Annotated in this window: 15 protein-coding genes; 10 read left to right on the top strand and 5 right to left on the bottom strand. The window is 69.0% G+C overall.

The window, feature by feature from the left end; genetic code table 11:
* Positions 1-28: 28 nt before the first annotated feature.
* Together ACWDRB_RS23340 and ACWDRB_RS23335 are read left to right on the top strand one after the other, a co-directional pair.
* Positions 29-625, top strand: coding sequence for an NAD(P)-dependent oxidoreductase (locus ACWDRB_RS23340; protein WP_449896756.1), 597 nt, complete (start codon positions 29-31; stop codon positions 623-625).
* Positions 626-665: 40 nt separating this feature from the next.
* Positions 666-1,601, top strand: a complete 936-nt coding sequence (locus ACWDRB_RS23335) for a hypothetical protein (RefSeq protein ID WP_449896754.1) — start codon at positions 666-668, stop codon at positions 1,599-1,601.
* 21 nt (positions 1,602-1,622) lie between these two features.
* On the opposite strand, the gene ACWDRB_RS23330 is transcribed toward ACWDRB_RS23335, so the two are convergent.
* Entirely contained in the window at positions 1,623-2,252 is a 630-nt protein-coding gene (locus ACWDRB_RS23330) for a TetR/AcrR family transcriptional regulator (protein WP_449896752.1), read from the bottom strand.
* 111 nt (positions 2,253-2,363) lie between these two features.
* On the opposite strand from ACWDRB_RS23330, the gene ACWDRB_RS23325 reads away from it, so the two are divergent.
* Complete coding sequence (locus ACWDRB_RS23325) at positions 2,364-3,791, top strand: MDR family MFS transporter (RefSeq protein ID WP_449896963.1); 1,428 nt, start codon at positions 2,364-2,366, stop codon at positions 3,789-3,791.
* A gap of 5 nt (positions 3,792-3,796) precedes the next feature.
* Here ACWDRB_RS23325 and ACWDRB_RS23320 read toward each other — a convergent pair whose 3' ends face one another.
* Positions 3,797-4,705 carry a LysR substrate-binding domain-containing protein gene (locus tag ACWDRB_RS23320; RefSeq protein ID WP_449896750.1) on the bottom strand — a complete coding sequence of 303 codons (909 nt, stop codon included), beginning with the start codon at positions 4,703-4,705 and terminating at the stop codon, positions 3,797-3,799.
* Positions 4,706-4,779: 74 nt separating this feature from the next.
* Here ACWDRB_RS23320 and ACWDRB_RS23315 point away from each other — a divergent pair, with 74 nt between their 5' ends.
* Entirely contained in the window at positions 4,780-5,643 is an 864-nt protein-coding gene (locus ACWDRB_RS23315; protein ID WP_449896748.1) for an aldo/keto reductase, read from the top strand.
* Between the two features lie 79 nt (positions 5,644-5,722).
* Here ACWDRB_RS23315 and ACWDRB_RS23310 read toward each other — a convergent pair whose 3' ends face one another.
* On the bottom strand, positions 5,723-6,160 hold the full coding sequence (locus ACWDRB_RS23310) for an ester cyclase (protein ID WP_449896746.1): 438 nt from the start codon (positions 6,158-6,160) through the stop codon (positions 5,723-5,725).
* A 632-nt stretch (positions 6,161-6,792) separates the two neighbouring features.
* Here ACWDRB_RS23310 and ACWDRB_RS23305 point away from each other — a divergent pair.
* A complete protein-coding gene (locus ACWDRB_RS23305) occupies positions 6,793-7,659 on the top strand; it encodes a PhzF family phenazine biosynthesis protein (RefSeq protein WP_449896744.1) in 867 nt (288 codons plus the stop codon).
* A 110-nt stretch (positions 7,660-7,769) separates the two neighbouring features.
* On the opposite strand, the gene ACWDRB_RS23300 is transcribed toward ACWDRB_RS23305, so the two are convergent.
* Positions 7,770-8,618, bottom strand: coding sequence for an oxidoreductase (locus ACWDRB_RS23300; RefSeq protein ID WP_449896742.1), 849 nt, complete (start codon positions 8,616-8,618; stop codon positions 7,770-7,772).
* A gap of 116 nt (positions 8,619-8,734) precedes the next feature.
* On the opposite strand from ACWDRB_RS23300, the gene ACWDRB_RS23295 reads away from it, so the two are divergent.
* Positions 8,735-9,280 carry a MarR family winged helix-turn-helix transcriptional regulator gene (locus ACWDRB_RS23295; RefSeq protein WP_363968585.1) on the top strand — a complete coding sequence of 182 codons (546 nt, stop codon included), beginning with the start codon at positions 8,735-8,737 and terminating at the stop codon, positions 9,278-9,280.
* Positions 9,281-9,866: 586 nt separating this feature from the next.
* Here ACWDRB_RS23295 and ACWDRB_RS23290 read toward each other — a convergent pair.
* Positions 9,867-10,919, bottom strand: coding sequence for a protein kinase family protein (locus ACWDRB_RS23290; protein ID WP_449896740.1), 1,053 nt, complete (start codon positions 10,917-10,919; stop codon positions 9,867-9,869).
* Positions 10,920-11,076: 157 nt separating this feature from the next.
* On the opposite strand from ACWDRB_RS23290, the gene ACWDRB_RS23285 reads away from it, so the two are divergent.
* The 4 genes from ACWDRB_RS23285 to pafA all read left to right on the top strand — a co-directional run bounded on the left by ACWDRB_RS23285 (position 11,077) and on the right by pafA (position 15,406).
* The gene (locus ACWDRB_RS23285; RefSeq protein WP_449896738.1) at positions 11,077-11,820 is read left to right on the top strand and encodes a hypothetical protein; all 744 of its coding nucleotides are present in this window, start codon (positions 11,077-11,079) and stop codon (positions 11,818-11,820) included.
* 504 nt (positions 11,821-12,324) lie between these two features.
* Complete coding sequence (locus ACWDRB_RS23280; RefSeq protein ID WP_449896736.1) at positions 12,325-12,837, top strand: hypothetical protein; 513 nt, start codon at positions 12,325-12,327, stop codon at positions 12,835-12,837.
* The gene (locus tag ACWDRB_RS23275; RefSeq protein WP_449896734.1) at positions 12,831-13,883 is read left to right on the top strand and encodes a hypothetical protein; all 1,053 of its coding nucleotides are present in this window, start codon (positions 12,831-12,833) and stop codon (positions 13,881-13,883) included. Before ACWDRB_RS23280 ends, ACWDRB_RS23275 begins: the two co-directional genes overlap by 7 nt.
* Before the next feature lie 164 nt (positions 13,884-14,047).
* Positions 14,048-15,406 carry a Pup--protein ligase gene (gene pafA, locus ACWDRB_RS23270; RefSeq protein WP_449896732.1) on the top strand — a complete coding sequence of 453 codons (1,359 nt, stop codon included), beginning with the start codon at positions 14,048-14,050 and terminating at the stop codon, positions 15,404-15,406.
* Positions 15,407-15,472 lie beyond the last annotated feature (66 nt).

Raw genomic sequence — 15,472 nt, 5'->3', positions numbered from 1 at the left:
AAACTGCAATATAGAAAGGAGCAATAAGATGAAGCTCTTAGTGATCGGCGCGGCCGGTCGCACCGGCAAGCACGTCCTGGCGCAGGGCGTCGAGCGCGGGCACGAGATCACGGCCTTCGCCCGCCGTCCGGACTCGTTGCCCGACCTTCCGGGGCTGACCGGCGTACACCACGGCGACGCCCACGACCTCGACACCGTGCGCACGGCCGTACAGGGCCAGGACGCGGTAGTCGCCGCCGTCGGCGGGAGTCGCATCGCGAGCAACCTCATCACGGCCATGCGGGAGCGCGGCGTGTCGCGGCTGGTGATGACCAGCAGCCGCTCGGTGCCCGCCACCCGTCCGCGTCTCGCGGTCGCCCTGGCCTGGCTGTTCTTCCGCGAGGCGTACGTGGACCTCGCGCGGGCCGAGGGCATGCTGCAGGTCAGCGGCCTGCACTGGAGCATCGCACGCGCCACCATGCTCAATGACAAGCCGCCATCCGGGCGGGTGCACGTCGACTTCGAGGCCAACGCGACCGGTGGCGCGATGCAGTTGTCCCGCGCCGACTATGCGATGGCGCTGCTCGACACCGTCGAAAACGCCGATCTCATCGGCAAGGCGCTGGGGATCTGCGGACCTCGGTAGCAGCCACCCCAGCGAATGCGCGTATGCAGAGAGGTCATCCATGAAACACGGCATCAACTACGACACCGGATTCCTGCCTGGAGAGCAGCTGTCGCGTAAGACGTTCGACGTGGAGGCCGTCAGGCGCGACATGCGCACGATAGCCGATGACTTACATTGCTCCGTGGTCCGCGTCTCAGGCAGGGATCCTGAGCGGCTGAGCGTGGCCGCCGAGGCAGCGGCCGCGGCCGGTCTGGAGGTGTGGTTCTCGCCGTTCCCGGTTGACCTCACCCCCGAGGAGACCATGGACTGTCTGATCGAGTGTGCGGAGCGGGCCGAGGCGCTGCGCGGGAACGGCGCCGAGGTGATCTTCGTGGCCGGGTGCGAGATGAGCGCGTACTGCGGCGGTTACCTGCCCGGTGACACCTTCCTCGATCGATTCGAAGCCATGCGGGGCGGGCCGGAATTCTGGTCGTCTCTCGGTCCGATCATGCAGCGGCTCAACGGCCGGCTGGGCGAGGTGGCCGAGGCCGTGCGGAAACGATTCGGGGGCCGCGTCACCTACGCGTCCGGGCAATGGGAGCTCGTCGACTGGTCCCCGTTCGACCTGGTCGGTGTCGGGGGCTACCGGGCGGCGTACAACGCCGGTCGATTCCGTGAGGACCTGCGCCGACATTTCGCGCACGGCAAGCCGGTCGTCGTCACCGAATTCGGGACCTGCGCCTACACCGGCGCGAGCGAGCTCGGCGCGATGGCGTGGCAGCCGCCGAACGCGGCCGTGCGAGACGAGGGCGAGCAGGTGCGTTACTTCACCGAATTGCTCGACCTCTTCCGCGACGAGGGCATCGACACGGCGCTCTGGTTCACGTTCGCGGCATTCACTCTGCAGGGCGAGCAGGACCTCAGCTCTTACGGCGTGGTGAAAATGCTCGACGAGACCCGGTGGACGCCCAAGGAAATCTTCCACGCCATGGCCGCCAGATACGCGCGCGCATAACGTCGCGGCGCTTCAGCGCCGTCAACGGCGGGCGTAGCCGCCCAAGGCGGGTTCCAGCAGGCCGAATGCGCGGTCGGCGGTGTCGGCGAGTATCGCGAAGATCTCGTCGGAGGTCCTGCCTTCGAGGACCAGTCGCTGCCCCTCGAAGAACAGCAGCCGGTCCACGGCGGCGAGCTGAGCGGCGGCGAGTTTCGTCGTGATTCCCGCATCGCCGGTCTCGTCGCCCAGCACGGCCGCCAGAGCGTGCTCGGCCTGCTCGTGGATCTGCCGGAGGCGGGCGCGGAGCGCCGGGGTGTCGCGCACCAGGCGCTGCCAGGCGATGTCGTCGTCGGGGATGAGCGGGTCGTGTCGGCGTACCCGTTCGAGATAGTCGCGGCGCAGGGCGGCCAGGGCGGACTCGCCCGGCTCGCGCTGTCCGACCGCCCGGGTGAGCGTGGTGACGTGTTCCTCGCCCATGTCGAGGACGAGGTCCTCCTTGAGGGGGAAGTAGTTGGTGACCGTCATCTTGGCCACGCCCGCGGCGCTCGCGATGTCGGCGATCGTCACCTTGTCGAAGCCGCGCTCCTTGAACAGCCGGGTGGCGACGTCGGAGATCATCTGACGCGTCCGGCGCTTCTTGGCCTCCCGCAACCCCTCCGCTCGCACACTCACGGTCTCATGCTATCCGCGGTCACAAGGTCGAGCCCAAAATTAGGTTTGACCTAATAAAGTGTCCAACCTAAATTTGAGTTCGACCTAACCAACGACCGTGAGAGGGTGACCATGGCCGCGGACACGCTCACGTCGGCGCGCGAAAGGCTCGATCCCCGGTTGACGCGCATGGGGCTCGTCCTGATCGCCGCCCCCATCCTGGCCACCGTGGACGCGACGGCCGTCGGGGTCGCGACGCAGGCGATGGCCGCCCACTTCCGCACCTCGCTGGCCGACGTCCAGTGGGTGGCGACCGGATACCTGCTGGCGATCGCGATGGTGATGCCGTTGTCGGGCTGGCTGAGCGAGCGCTACGGCGCCAAGCGCATGTGGATCATCGCCGTGGCGCTGTTCACGGCGGGCTCGGCCCTGTGCGGCCTCGCCTGGTCGCTGCCCGCGCTCATCGGCTTCCGGCTGCTCCAGGCGCTGGGCGGCGGTCTGATGAACCCCATCTCCCAGGCGATCGTGGCCCGGGCGGCCGGGCCGTCCCAAGCCGGCCGGGTCCTCGGGCTGCTGTCGATTCCGGCGATGTTCGCGCCGGTTCTCGGGCCGGTCCTCGGCGGGCTGGTCGTGCAGAGCCTGGACTGGCGTTGGATCTTCTACGTCAACCTGCCCATCTGCCTGACCGTCCTCCCGCTCGCCGCGCGCCTGCTGCCCGCCGACGGCGCCGAACGGGACGCCGGCCGTCCGCTCGACGTTCTCGGCCTGCTCCTGCTGTGCCCGGGGGCGACGGCTCTGATCTACGGCTTGTCCCTGGCGGGCGAACGCGGCGGACCAGGATCGTCCGTCGCCACCACTGTCCTCGGCGCCGTCCTCGGCGCCGGGCTGCTGCTGGTCGGCGGTTACGTCATCCACGCGCTGCGGGCCGGCGACGCGGCGATGATCGACGTGCGGCTGTTCGCCCGCCGTGGCTTCGCGGCGGCGACCGCGACCTCGTTCCTGCTCGGCGCCGCGCTCTACAGTTCCATGGTCCTGCTGCCGCTCTTCTACCAGCAGGTCCATCACACGGACGCGTTCCGTACCGGCCTGCTCCTCATCCCGCAGGCGCTCGGCGCCGCCGTCGGCGCGTTCGCCGCGGGACGGCTCGCCCACCGTTACGGCGCGCGCGCCGTCGTACTCACCGGCCTCCTGCTCATGGCCGCGGGAACGGCCGTGTTCACCCAGGCGGGCGCGGGGCCGGCGGCGTGGTCACTGAGCGTGTCGCTGGTGGTCCAGGGGCTCGGTCTCGGAAGCGTGATGGGCCCGACGATGGGAGCCGCCTACGCGTCTGTCGATGAGCGGGAAACGCCGCGCGCCGCAAGCGCCTTGAACGTCCTCAACCGGATCGGCGGATCACTGGGCACCGCGATCTTCCTGATCGTGCTGGAGAATCAGCTCGCCGGCGCCCACGCCGGCCCCGAGTCCGCGTTCGGCGTCACGTTCGGCTGGGCGCTGGCCCTGGCAGTGCTCGCCCTCGTCCCCGCGGCACTGTTCCCCCGGAGGAGAACGCCGCCATCCTGAGCCGGCTACTTCGGTCCTGCACTTCCGCGATCCTGTCGCAGGGATCGGAGCACCGCATGGATGGACGGCCGCCGGTCGGCATCGGTGCGCCACACCGCGTAGATGTGGCGGGTCAGGCGTGGCCGCACCTCGACGAAACGGACCCCGTCGGGGACGGGGTCACGGCCGAGTCTGGGAATGATCGCCACACCGAGGCCGGCGGCGACGAGGGCCAGTTGGGTGTGGTGTTCGCCGGCGGTGTAGGCGATATCCGGTTCGGCCCCGCGAGAACGCAGCGTTTCCACCAGCCAGGAGTTGCAGATCCAGCCGTCACTCCAGGTGATCCATGGCTCGCCGGCGAATCGCTCGATCTCCACGGCGGTCCGCGAGGCCAAGGGGTGCCCCTCCGGCACCGCGATGTCGGCGACGTCGTCGAGCAGCCTGGCCCTGCTCAAGTTGCCGGGCAGGGACAAGGGAGAGTCCCACCAATCCTGGACGATGGCCATGTCCAGATCGCCGCGGCTCACCCCCGGCACCGCTTCGTGCGGCTCGCACTCCTGCAACATGATCCGCAGCCGCGGGTGATCACGACGGAGATCCCGCAGCGCGGGCGGGACCAACCCGCGCGCGGCCGTCGCGAAGGCGGCAAGCGTCAACTGCCCGGCGACGACGCCGCGGCAGGCCTCCAGGTCCGCCTCGGCCCGTTCGGCCAGCGCCAATATCTGCCCCGCGTGGACGGCGAGCAACTCGGCGGCCTCGGTGAGACGCACGCCGCGGCCCTTGCGCTCCAGCAGGCGCTGCCCGACCTCTTGCTCCAGTTTCGCCATCTGCTGGGAGATCGCCGAGGTGGTGACATGCAGGATGTCCGCGGCTGCGGTGACCGACCCGTGGGTGGCGATCGCGTACAGAGTACGAAGCCGATCCAGATTCAACATCTTAGGAATGCTACGCAATATGTCGCAGAAAGAGTCGCTTGTCCTTTGTAATTGCGTACGGCAAGGTGCTGGCTATGGCTGACGAGACCATTGACATCGGTGGAGACCTGTCGGTGCGCCGGCTGGGGTTCGGCGCGATGCGGCTGACGGACTGGGGGCCGCCCAGGGACAGGCCCGCCGCGATCGCGGTGGCGCGGCGAGCCGTCGAGCTCGGCGTCACCCTTCTCGACACCGCCGACGCGTACGCCCTGGGCGCCAATGAGGAGTTGCTCGCCGAGGCGTTGCACCCGTACCCATCCGGCCTGGTCATCGCTACCAAGGCGGGGCAAAGTCGCCCGGGGCGCGACCGTTGGAAGCCGCTGGGCCGCCCGGAGTACCTCATCCAGCAGGCCGAGCTGAGCCTTCGCCGCCTCCGGCTGGAGCGGATCGAGCTCTTCCAGCTTCATCGTGTGGACCCCCAGGTCCCCTTCGCCGAACAGCTGGGGGCGCTCAAGCAACTGCGGGACGACGGCAAGATCCGCCACATCGGACTGTCGGAGGTGGGCGTCGCCCAGCTCGAGGAGGCCCGCCGGACGGTGCCCATCGCCGGCGTGCAGAACCTCTACAACCTCGCCGACAGGCGGCACGAGGACGTGCTCGACTACTGCGAGGCCGCGGGCATCGCCTTCATTCCCTGGTTTCCGGTGGCCGGCGGAGCGCACGCCCTCGCGGGGGGACCGCTCGCCCAGGTCGCACAGCAGATCGGTGGCACCCCCCCGCAGGTGGCACTCGCCTGGCTGCTGGCCCGCTCACCCGTCACCTTGCCGATCCCCGGCACCAGCTCCGTCGTGCACCTGGAGGAGAACATGGCGGCCATGGACATCAGGCTGACCGGTGAACAATTCGGCCGCCTGGATGCGGTGTGGCGCGAAGCCCAGAGCCTGGAGCCGGCCGGTTGATCGGTCCGTTCGCCTGGCGAGGCCACGGGCGGACTGTTCACGGGCAGGCCGACGGGCGGGCCGGCTGCTCCAGGCCTGTCTACGTGGGGTGGAGCTCCGCCAGGCCGAAGCCGAGGTGGCTGTACAGCTCCAGCTGGTCGTAGTACTCGCGGTGCGAGATGATCTTCCCGTTCTCGACGAACGTGGCGCAGATGGCCCGGACGGTGATGCGGCGGCCCGTTCCCGCGATCTCTCGCCCGTCGGGCAGCAGCAGCGGGCCCTTGTGGGTGCCGGTGTACGTCCATTCCGTGACGGCGGGGTTCTCGCAGTCGCCGAGTTCGTACCAGGCCGTCATGTGGAAGTCGGGGAACGCCTCGAGAATCTGCTCGTGGAGCCACGCGATCTGGTCATGTCCTTCCGCGACGCCCGCAGGCGAGACGTACACGGCGTCCGGACTGTAGCAGGCGAGCACCCTCGGCAGGTCGTGCGCATTGACCGCGTCGGCCAGCTGGTGTTTGAGATCCCAGAAGGTGGACATGGGGCCTCTGAAGTGGGTCGAGTCGTAGTTTGACCACTCACGTTACCGAGAGGCAGGTCAGCCGCCGGTCATGGCCGCGTGAGATGGGGGCCAAGGCGGCATGTGCCTGATCCATCCGCGGTCGGGCGAAGGCGCCGTGTCCGGGCCGAGCGCTGCCGCGCGTACACTCTGTGACCTGGGGTTTTTGCCGACGGCGAGGCGGCCGGCGGACCCGAGACGGGGCCCGACGTACGCGCGACTCTCGGGCTCTACCGCGAGAACTTTCCCGCCGCGACGTTCGGAACCGATCAATGGGAGGTGGGCAAGCTGCTGGCCGGCATGCCCACCCAGCCCACCCTCTACCTGCACGGCAGCGAAGACTCCGTGGTCGATGAGGAGATCATGGCCGACATCGTACGAGTCCTGGTCCTGCCGGATTCCGGTCCTGATCGGGACGATGTGCGCCACTCGGAAGGACGGCGATCAGGTCATCGGTCTGGGCCTGGTCGCCGTCCGTGGTCGTCCGCATCGGTGGCGGTGGACTCATGTGGCAGCACGTCGCGAGCCGCATGCTCGGCGTCGGCGGTGATAGCGTCCGGTCCCGACTCCCCCATTCAGAATGAGCCGCAGGCGCTGACGATCGGACAGGGAATATGGCCGAATTCGCCTTCAGCTTGGTTGAGGTCTTCAGCCGCACGCCGATGAGCGGAAACCTGCTGCCGGTGATACACGGAGCGGACGCTGTCGACACCTCGACGATGGCCCTGATCGCCCGCCGATTCCTGCAGCCCGAGACGTCGTTTCTCGCGGCCTCCGATGACCCCTGGTGCGACTACACGCATCGAATCTTCACGGTCGCGCGCGAGGTTCCCTTCGCCGGGCATCCGTCGCTCGGCGCCGCGGCCGCTCATGTCTGGCATGCCGGCCTCGGTTCGACCGAGCTGACACAGCAGACCATGAGCGGCCGCCAGCGACTCGTCGTCGAGTCGGCAGGCGATGAAGCCATGGTGGCCATTGCCCAGAATTCACCGGTCTTCGGGGCGACCGTATCGTCTTCACATGTTCTCGCGGCGCTCGGAGTCGCACCGGAGGACGCCCACCCCGAACTGCCGGCGCAAATAGTGTCGACCGGGCTGCCCGCATTGATTCTGCCGCTGCGCGAGGTCTCCGCACTGGCTCACGCGACTTTGGATCGCGATTCCCTGTACAAGGCGCTTGAGGGTTTCGCCGAGCCGGACAGTCTGAACTGCTATCTGGTGGCCGAAGAAGGTCCCGGCCGGTGGCGCTCCCGCTGCTTTGCCTTGGACTTCACGACCGGCGAGGATCCGGCCACGGGATCAGCCGCGGGCGCGTTCGGCGCGTATCTTCGCGAGCACGCCGGGCAGGCTCGGATGACGATTGATCAAGGTATGGAGATGGGATTCCCCAGTCAAATCATCGTGGACGTCTCCGGTGAGATCATGGTGAGCGGGCTGGTGCGATTCTTCGGAAAGGGCATGATCAATCTGCCCTCGCATTGAGCCGGCCGGGCGCGCGCTGGTCGCACGCCGGTTCCACGTCCGCCCGGAGGCGGGCCCTTCGACCCTGGTGATGTCGCCGTCCTCGACGGTGAGCGCCAAGTGGTGAGTGGTCAGGTGGGGAAATCGGTGTCGCGGCCGAGGGGCTCCAGGCGGTCGAGTTCGTCGAGGCGGGCGCGGAGCTTGGCGCGGATGCGGTCGAAGGAACGGGCGCCGAGGGGAAGCCGCAGCGGCGGGGTGTCCAGGTTGACGGCGGCGACGATCGCACGGGCGGCGCGGACCGGGTCACCCGGCTGAGCGCCGTGCTGGGCGACGAAGGTCGCCTTGGCCGGTTCGATGACGGGCCGGTAGTCGTCGATGGGAGTGGCCCAGCGGAACGAGCGGCCGGCGAAGTCGGTGCGGAACGGGCCGGGTTCGACGATGGTGACGCCGATCCCCAGATGCTCCAGCTCGGCGGCGAGCCCCTCGGAAAGTCCCTCCAGCGCGAACTTGGTCCCGCCGTAGGCGGTGCCGCCCAGCATGGTGGTCACCCCGCCGACCGAGGACATCTGCACGATGTGCCCGGATCGCTGGGAGCGCATGGCCGGCAGCACCGCGCGGGTCACGTCGATGGCGCCGAAGACGTTGGTGTCGAACTGGCGCCGCAGCTCCTGATCGGTGATCTCTTCCAGGGCGCCGCGCATGGCGTATCCGGCGTTGTTGACGAGCACGTCGATCCGGCCGAACGCCTCCAGCGCGGCATCGACGGCACGGCGGACGGCGACCGGATCGGTGACGTCCAGGTCCAGGGCGAGGACTCGGTCGCCCGCCTGCTCGGTCAGGCCGGTGAGGGTGGCGCGGTCACGCGCGGTGGCCACCAGCCGGTCACCGTGCGCCAGCACGACGTGGGCGAGCGCTCGGCCCAGCCCGGTGCTGGTGCCGGTGATGAACCACACCTTGCCGGAAGAGGCTGAGGTGGTCATGTGAGGGTCCTTTCCAGGTCGTGATCGGCGGGGGCGAGCATCCCGGTAGACTTTGCTTTGGGACTCAAAGTTTGAGACTCAAAGCAAAGTAGCTTGATACTCAAAGGACGTCAAACGTGAGACCTGACCCCGCACCCGCAGGCGACTCGGTCGCCGCCGAGATCGACGCCTGGATCTCCCAGATGGCCGACGCCGACCCCGTCACCGAGGCCGCCCGGCAGCGCATCGGCCGCATCTCCCGCCTGTTCGAACACCTCCTGGCCGACGTCGCCACCGCCAACGACCTCACCCCCGGAGACTGGACCGCCCTGTCGGCCCTGCAACGCTCCGGCCCGCCCTACGAGCGCACCCCCAAGCAACTGGCCGACGAACTCGGCGTCACCGCCGGGACCATGAGCGTGCGCATCGACCGCCTCAGCAAGGCCGGGCTGGTCGAGCCCGTCCCCGCCGTCGACGGCCGCAGCCGCCCGGTCCGCCTCACCGAGCTGGGCCGGCGGCGCTGGAGCCAGGCCACCCGTGACCGCACCACTCGCGAACGGCGCCTGCTCACCGACGCATTGGCGTCCGACGACCTCGATCAGCTCAATCGACTGCTCGCCCAATTGCTGGCCCGCCTGGAGGACGAGTTCGGCCCGGCGCCTCGCCATCAACAAGCTCGGTAGATGTCCGGTCGGTGACCTGTGCGGTGCTCATCAAGAGGCTTCAGCCGCTTCTTCCCGCACCACCGGCGGCTGGATTCCCGAAAGTGAACGCCCCCTCTGGGATGGGGCGACGGCGTGGTTCGCCGACGATGGCCTGCCGGAGCCCCGCGCCGTGCCGGTCCGGGCCGTGAACAGGAGCCGGAAGGGGGGTGGCTCTCGGGCACCACGTACTACGCCCCCGAGACGCCCAGCCGTGTCCCGCCCGACTCCACTCAGACCATCCCGGTCACGCTTACCTACACCACCAAAGCGACCTGGGCCGCGGCCGACTGGGTGCTGTCGTACAGGTGGAGCACGCCGGACGGCACGCCAGCGCTGGCAGAAGCCCGCAGGCCGGAACCGCGCGAGGGGGCACGCTCAGGACGGCCCGTACGTGCAACCCCGCGCCCATCAGCGTATTGAGCCCGGCGATCGCGGATGGGCGCGGGCCGGTTGGCCAGGTCGAGGTCGTGGACGTTGAGGCGAGGACCATCGCGGCGAGTGAGCCTCACCCGAGCAGAGCGTCCTCCCCGTTCGGCGTGCGTCTCCTCAAGCGGTGGGTGACCCTTCACTCGAGCGGTAGGGCGTGCCGTCCGGCAACCTGGCGGATCTCCTCCAGCGGGTACGGCGTCTTCCTGCTCTCACTCTGCAGATCGTGGTAGAAGCCGTTCAGCACGGTGGCCAACGGGCTGTGCCGCGACAGCAGGGTGGCGACCCCGCCGGGCACGCCGGCCGGCCGCTCTCCTGCCGCCCATTCCCGCACCAGTTCGCGACGCCCCGGCCAGTCGACGCCGTGGAAGGCGCCGGCCAGCCAGTTCACCAGGTACGTCAACGTGTAGGTGCGGTCGAAGGTGAGGTGCCGGCGATAGAAGGCCTGTTCCTCCTCTGACAGGTCGAACCGGCTCGATACGGCCTGCCCGAAGTCGGTCAGGTAGAAGTGGTGCCCGTCGGTGAGGATGTTGTCGAAATGCGCGTCGAAGTGCAGGAGGCCGCCCGCGTTCATGAAGGACACGGCCTCACGCAGCCCGTGGTCCGCCAGGGCGCAGGCGCGGTCGGCGTCGCCCGCGCGCACCCGCTCGTCCAGCCACTGGTGCAGGTTGTATGGGAAGTACTCCAGGAAGAGCGTCAGGCTCGCCGGAGCCTCTGCCAGCGCTTCGAGGCGGCGGCGCACGCCGGGCGCGCTCTCCCAGAAGGTGACTGCCCGATCGATGTCGGCCAGCTCTCCGTACAGCGGGGCAGGCTCGGCGTTGGGCAGCACCCGCCAGTGATACAGCAGCGGGAAGCCAGGGAACCGGCCGGTCAGCACCCACTCGGTGGTCATCGTGTGCGCGGCCAGCTCGCGCCAGGCGCCGAAGCCGGGCGAGCCGATGCCGTACTGGCAGAAGGGCGGCAGCCCAAACAGGTTGGCCGTCGAGTGCGGGTGGCGCAGTTCGGGCTCGGTGAGGGGCACGCGTTTGACGAAGACCGCGGTGCCGCCGACCGCGAGCCGAGCGGACGCCCCGCCGATGCCGGTGCCGAGGGGTACGGCCTCGCGCTCCAGCAGCTCGGCCAGTTCCCGGTCGTCGTAACGGGCCATGGCCGTGGAAACGTCACGGTGGATGATCAGCCGCGTGTCCGTCATCGTGATCACTTTACTGACCGATGACGGCCGCCCTTGCCTGGCGGCCACCGTGCCGCACTGCTTGCCGAGCTCGGCGAGCCGGTCGTTGACCTCTTGCCAACCGTGTACCGCGGGACCGTGGCCCATTCGTTACCCGCTCCCGGAATGATCACATTCCATGAAGAAGACGATCACAGTTCTAGTTACCGGCTGCGCTTTTCTGGTGACCGCCGCTCCCGCGCAGGCTGCGCCCAAGGATCCCGTCCGAGCTCTGAAGAGCAAGCTGGTTTCCGGGCACGGCGTACGGTTCACCGAGACCACCACTCTCATCGGAGACGGCAAGGTCAAGCTGCAGAGCCGCAAGGGAACGTTCCAGTTCAACGCCAAGGGCATCGCCGCCTCAGACATCACCTGCAAGACGGGCCCCGCCGAGCCTGAGCGGACCATCAGCGTCGGCAAGGTCAGCTATACCTCGGGCGGCATCTGGAAAGAGCGCCTTCCAGACGGCAAGACGTGGCTCAAGACCGGCGGCATGCCCGGCGGCGCCGGCGGTTTCTACGGGCAGGTCATCAACCCCGCGGAGCCGGGAACGTTATCCGCGCTGATCAAGAAAGGCAAGCTGAGCGGAAGCACCATCACAGGAAAGATCACGTTCAAGGAACTGGAGAAGGTGTCGCGCTGGTTCGACGCGTCGATCCCGCTGCGCATGCACGACGACACGAAAGTCACCTACACCCTCAGCCTCACCTCGGCCGGGCTCGTGAGCAGGGTGAGGAGCTCGTACGCGGCAACGGGAGTGATCGACAAGAGCGGCTTCGACGGCCAGACGATCACGATCGACAGCCGCTTCACCGGGTGGGGAGGCAAGGTGTCGATCAAAGCGCCGGACCCGGAGACGGTGACCGCTGACGCGGGTTCCTGATTGTTCCACTGACCGGGCCTGGGCCTTTCGTAGATGAGCGATGTGTCGCAGCGGGCCCACCTCTTGCGCACTCAAGAGGTCCATCTCACCCGCTTCCGCGACTGGTGCGCCCGCTCCCTGCGCGGCACGGACGCCGGTAAGGCGCAGGACGAGCTCGTTGCCAGGGTGCGCCGCGCCACTGCCGGCGTCTACAACCCTCTCGGCCGCCGGTTGTGGTCCATCGGCAGCCATGCCAGACCATTCGAGGAACGCGAGGAGTTTGACGCCATCACCGGTGGTCGCGCTGGAGCCGACGCTCAGCCCGCTTGCGACGATTGTGGCCGCACCGCTCGCCTCCGCCGCCGCGGTGCTTGAGCTCGCGGGGCCACTGAGCACGAGACCGGGGCATGACTGAAAGACGTCACGTCCGGCATGACCGGGAACGGGCTGATTGCGTTATACCGCAAACCTGTTCTCATGCCGGTCGCGGCGGCGCAGATTCTGGGCATGAGAGCTCGAGGTTTGATGCGAGGCATCACGGCAGCCGGCTTGCCGGTCGGCATTCTCGCCGTCCCGCCCGAGGCCCGCGCCGCGCCGCCGGGCCCGGATGACGACGTACGCGCGCGATCCGTGCCGACGACCGCGCCCGCCAAGGTGCCGGCGGCCGACCGGGGCCGGGTGCTGGGCAAGCGGTGGCAGGCCTCCTCCGACCGGGCGTTGCCTGCCACGGGAGATGCCACCGGCTTTCACGTGCCGGCCGCCGACGCCGCAGCGGGATACGCCTGGCGGACCGTCGCCACGCTCGGCGAACCCGGAGTGGAGACCGACAGGTGGATCGGCAACATGTGCGTGACGGCTTCCGGCCGGCGCGCGGTCATCGTGTACGCGCCGCGGAGCTTCACCGACGACGAGAAGTTGTTCGACCGCGGCGGATTCACCGCGGTGGTCGACCTGACCAGCGGTGCCGTGACCCGGCTGCCCGGTCGAGCCTGGCGTACTTCACACCGGCGTGCGGCGCGGGCGAGCAGGCGGTGCTGACGCAGGGCGGGGACACCAGCCTGGGGCGCACGCGGCTGATCCGGGTGGACGCGGGCAAGGCCCGGATCGACGCGCGGATCGAGGTGCCGGGCCAGTTGACGTCAGCGGTTCCGGTGGCCACGGGGATCGTCGCGGCCGACAGCGGCGCACTGGTACGCGTCGCCGACGACGGCTCGAGGCGTGTGCTCACCGCGACCGAGGGCGTGCCGTTCGACGTGGCCGCCGACGCCGATGGTGGCGTGGTCTACCTGCGGCGCTCGGGCGCAGACCGGGTGCAGGCTCGCCGGGTGTCCGCCGCGGTGAAGGGTCGTGCCGTCCTGGCCACGCTCGCCTCGGGTTCGCTGACCGGGCTCGACATCACCTCCGGTCACGGTGGCCGGGTGTTCGCGCTGGGGTCCGGGACGCTCGCGACGGGCCCGGCCAGCGTGTCGGGCCTGGACGCGCCGCCCGGATCACAGCCCTCCCTTGAGGGTGAGCTCGTGGTCACGTCCGTGCTGCCGGTGACGGAGCCGGCGGCGGCCGACAGGCTCGGGCCGAAACCGCTGGCCGTCAAGGCGACCGCGACGGAGACCGGAGCCGGCACCACGTTCACGGTCACCCCCGAGATCGCGGCCGCGCCGGCGGGCGCGAGCCCGAGGTCGGCCACTCTCAAGGCGAGTCCGTCCGATCCGGCCGACTTCGCCGAACGGTACTGCTCGGTGCCTCGCAACGACCCGCGCAACCAGGCGATGCAGCCCAAGCCGCGCCAGGTCGAGTGGGTGGTCGACCAGGCCGCGCGCGGAGTCCTGACGGTGTCGCGGCCGGCGAACTGGAAGAACCTCGGCATGCCGGCCTACATCCCGCAGGGCCTGTTCCCGCCACGGACGCTGGCCGGCGGTGGGGTGGTACCCGCGCAGATCATGCTCGGGATAGGAGGTCGGTCGACGATCGCCAACCTGGGCGCCGCGGCCGGCCCTGCGTCAACCGATGCAACTCGCGGAGGGGGATGGCTTGGCACGGCGGGATGTGATCCCCCGCCGGTGAGTGGCAAGGATCATGGTCCTTGATCGTCCGGCAAGGGCCGCCGTGTGCTCCAGCCAGACTCCGTTGCAAGCCGGCCTCGTGGCGCATGTGTCGTCGGCTTTCCGGGTACCCACACATCAATCCCCGGCCGGGGCCGGCGAAAGACGATCTCCCCCGTCGCGCGGGCGGGGAGAATAGTTGTGAGGTAATGGATCGACGCATCTTCGGTCTGGAGAACGAGTACGGCGTCACGTGCACCTTCCGGGGTCAGCGCAGGCTGTCTCCGGACGAGGTGGCGCGCTACCTGTTCCGGCGGGTCGTGTCCTGGGGCCGGTCGAGCAACGTGTTCCTGCCCAACGGCGCCCGGCTGTATCTGGACGTGGGCAGCCATCCCGAGTACGCCACCCCCGAGTGCGACAACGTCGTGGAGCTGGTCACCCACGACAAGGCCGGTGAGCGGATCCTGGAGGGGCTGCTGGTCGACGCCGAGAAGCGGCTCCGCGAGGAGGGCATCGCCGGCGACATCTACCTGTTCAAGAACAACACCGACTCGGCCGGCAACTCCTACGGCTGCCACGAGAACTACTGTGTGGGCCGGCACGGGGAGTTCGGGCGGCTGGCCGATGTGCTGATCCCGTTCCTGGTCACCCGGCAGATCATCTGCGGCGCGGGGAAGGTGCTGCAGACCCCGCGGGGGGCGGTGTACTGCGTGTCGCAGCGCGCCGAGCACATCTGGGAGGGCGTGTCGTCGGCGACGACCCGGTCCCGCCCGATCATCAACACCCGTGACGAGCCGCACGGCGACGCCGAGCGGTTCCGCCGCCTGCACGTCATCGTCGGCGACTCCAACATGAGCGAGACCACCATGTTGCTCAAGGTCGGCGCGACCGATCTGGTGCTGCGCATGGTGGAGGCCGGGATCGTGATGCGCGACATGAGCCTGGAGAACCCGATCCGGGCGATCCGCGAGGTCTCGCACGACATGACCGGGCGGCGGCGGATCCGGCTGGCCAACGGGCGTGAGGCGTCGTCGCTGGAGATCCAGCAGGAGTACCTCGGCAAGGCCAAGGACTTCGTGGACCAGCGGGGCGGCGACGTGATCGCGGGGAGGGTGCTGGAGCTGTGGGAGCGCACCCTGCGGGCGGTGGAGACCGGCAACCTCGACCTGGTCTCCCGGGAGATCGACTGGGTCACCAAGTACCAGCTCATCGAGCGGTACCGGAAGAAGTACGACCTGCCGCTGTCCTCGCCCCGGGTGGCCCAGCTCGACCTTGCCTACCACGACGTGCACCGTAAGCGCGGGCTGTTCTACCTGCTGCAGCGGCGCGGCGCGGTGGAGCGGGTGACCTCCGACATCAAGATCTTCGAGGCCAAGTCGGTGCCGCCGCAGACCACCCGGGCGCGGCTGCGTGGCGAGTTCATCCGCAAGGCGCAGGAGAAGCGGCGCGACTTCACCGTCGACTGGGTGCACCTGAAGCTCAACGACCAGGCGCAGCGCACCGTGCTGTGCAAGGACCCGTTCCGCAGCGTCGACGAGAGGGTGGACAAACTCATCGCCAGCATGTGACCGAGAGGGAACGGAAGTAGCTCAGTGGCTTGAACCGGGTCAAGCCGGGATGCACGCGCCGGCAGT

The organism is Nonomuraea sp. NPDC003707, assembly GCF_053587055.1.
This window is presented reverse-complemented; position numbering and strand designations above follow the sequence as displayed.

Bases quoted from the DNA above. Each gene is read 5' to 3' on its own strand.
- ACWDRB_RS23320 (WP_449896750.1), bottom strand. From the start codon at position 4,705: ATGTTGAATCTGGATCGGCTTCGTACTCTGTACGCGATCGCCACCCAC.
- ACWDRB_RS23340 (WP_449896756.1), top strand. From the start codon at position 29: ATGAAGCTCTTAGTGATCGGCGCGGCCGGTCGCACCGGCAAGCACGTC.
- ACWDRB_RS23290 (WP_449896740.1), bottom strand. From the start codon at position 10,919: ATGACGGACACGCGGCTGATCATCCACCGTGACGTTTCCACGGCCATG.
- ACWDRB_RS23300 (WP_449896742.1), bottom strand. From the start codon at position 8,618: ATGACCACCTCAGCCTCTTCCGGCAAGGTGTGGTTCATCACCGGCACC.
- ACWDRB_RS23305 (WP_449896744.1), top strand. From the start codon at position 6,793: ATGGCCGAATTCGCCTTCAGCTTGGTTGAGGTCTTCAGCCGCACGCCG.
- ACWDRB_RS23335 (WP_449896754.1), top strand. From the start codon at position 666: ATGAAACACGGCATCAACTACGACACCGGATTCCTGCCTGGAGAGCAG.
- ACWDRB_RS23325 (WP_449896963.1), top strand. From the start codon at position 2,364: ATGGCCGCGGACACGCTCACGTCGGCGCGCGAAAGGCTCGATCCCCGG.
- ACWDRB_RS23280 (WP_449896736.1), top strand. From the start codon at position 12,325: ATGCGAGGCATCACGGCAGCCGGCTTGCCGGTCGGCATTCTCGCCGTC.
- ACWDRB_RS23315 (WP_449896748.1), top strand. From the start codon at position 4,780: ATGGCTGACGAGACCATTGACATCGGTGGAGACCTGTCGGTGCGCCGG.
- ACWDRB_RS23285 (WP_449896738.1), top strand. From the start codon at position 11,077: ATGAAGAAGACGATCACAGTTCTAGTTACCGGCTGCGCTTTTCTGGTG.
- pafA (WP_449896732.1), top strand. From the start codon at position 14,048: ATGGATCGACGCATCTTCGGTCTGGAGAACGAGTACGGCGTCACGTGC.
- ACWDRB_RS23310 (WP_449896746.1), bottom strand. From the start codon at position 6,160: ATGTCCACCTTCTGGGATCTCAAACACCAGCTGGCCGACGCGGTCAAT.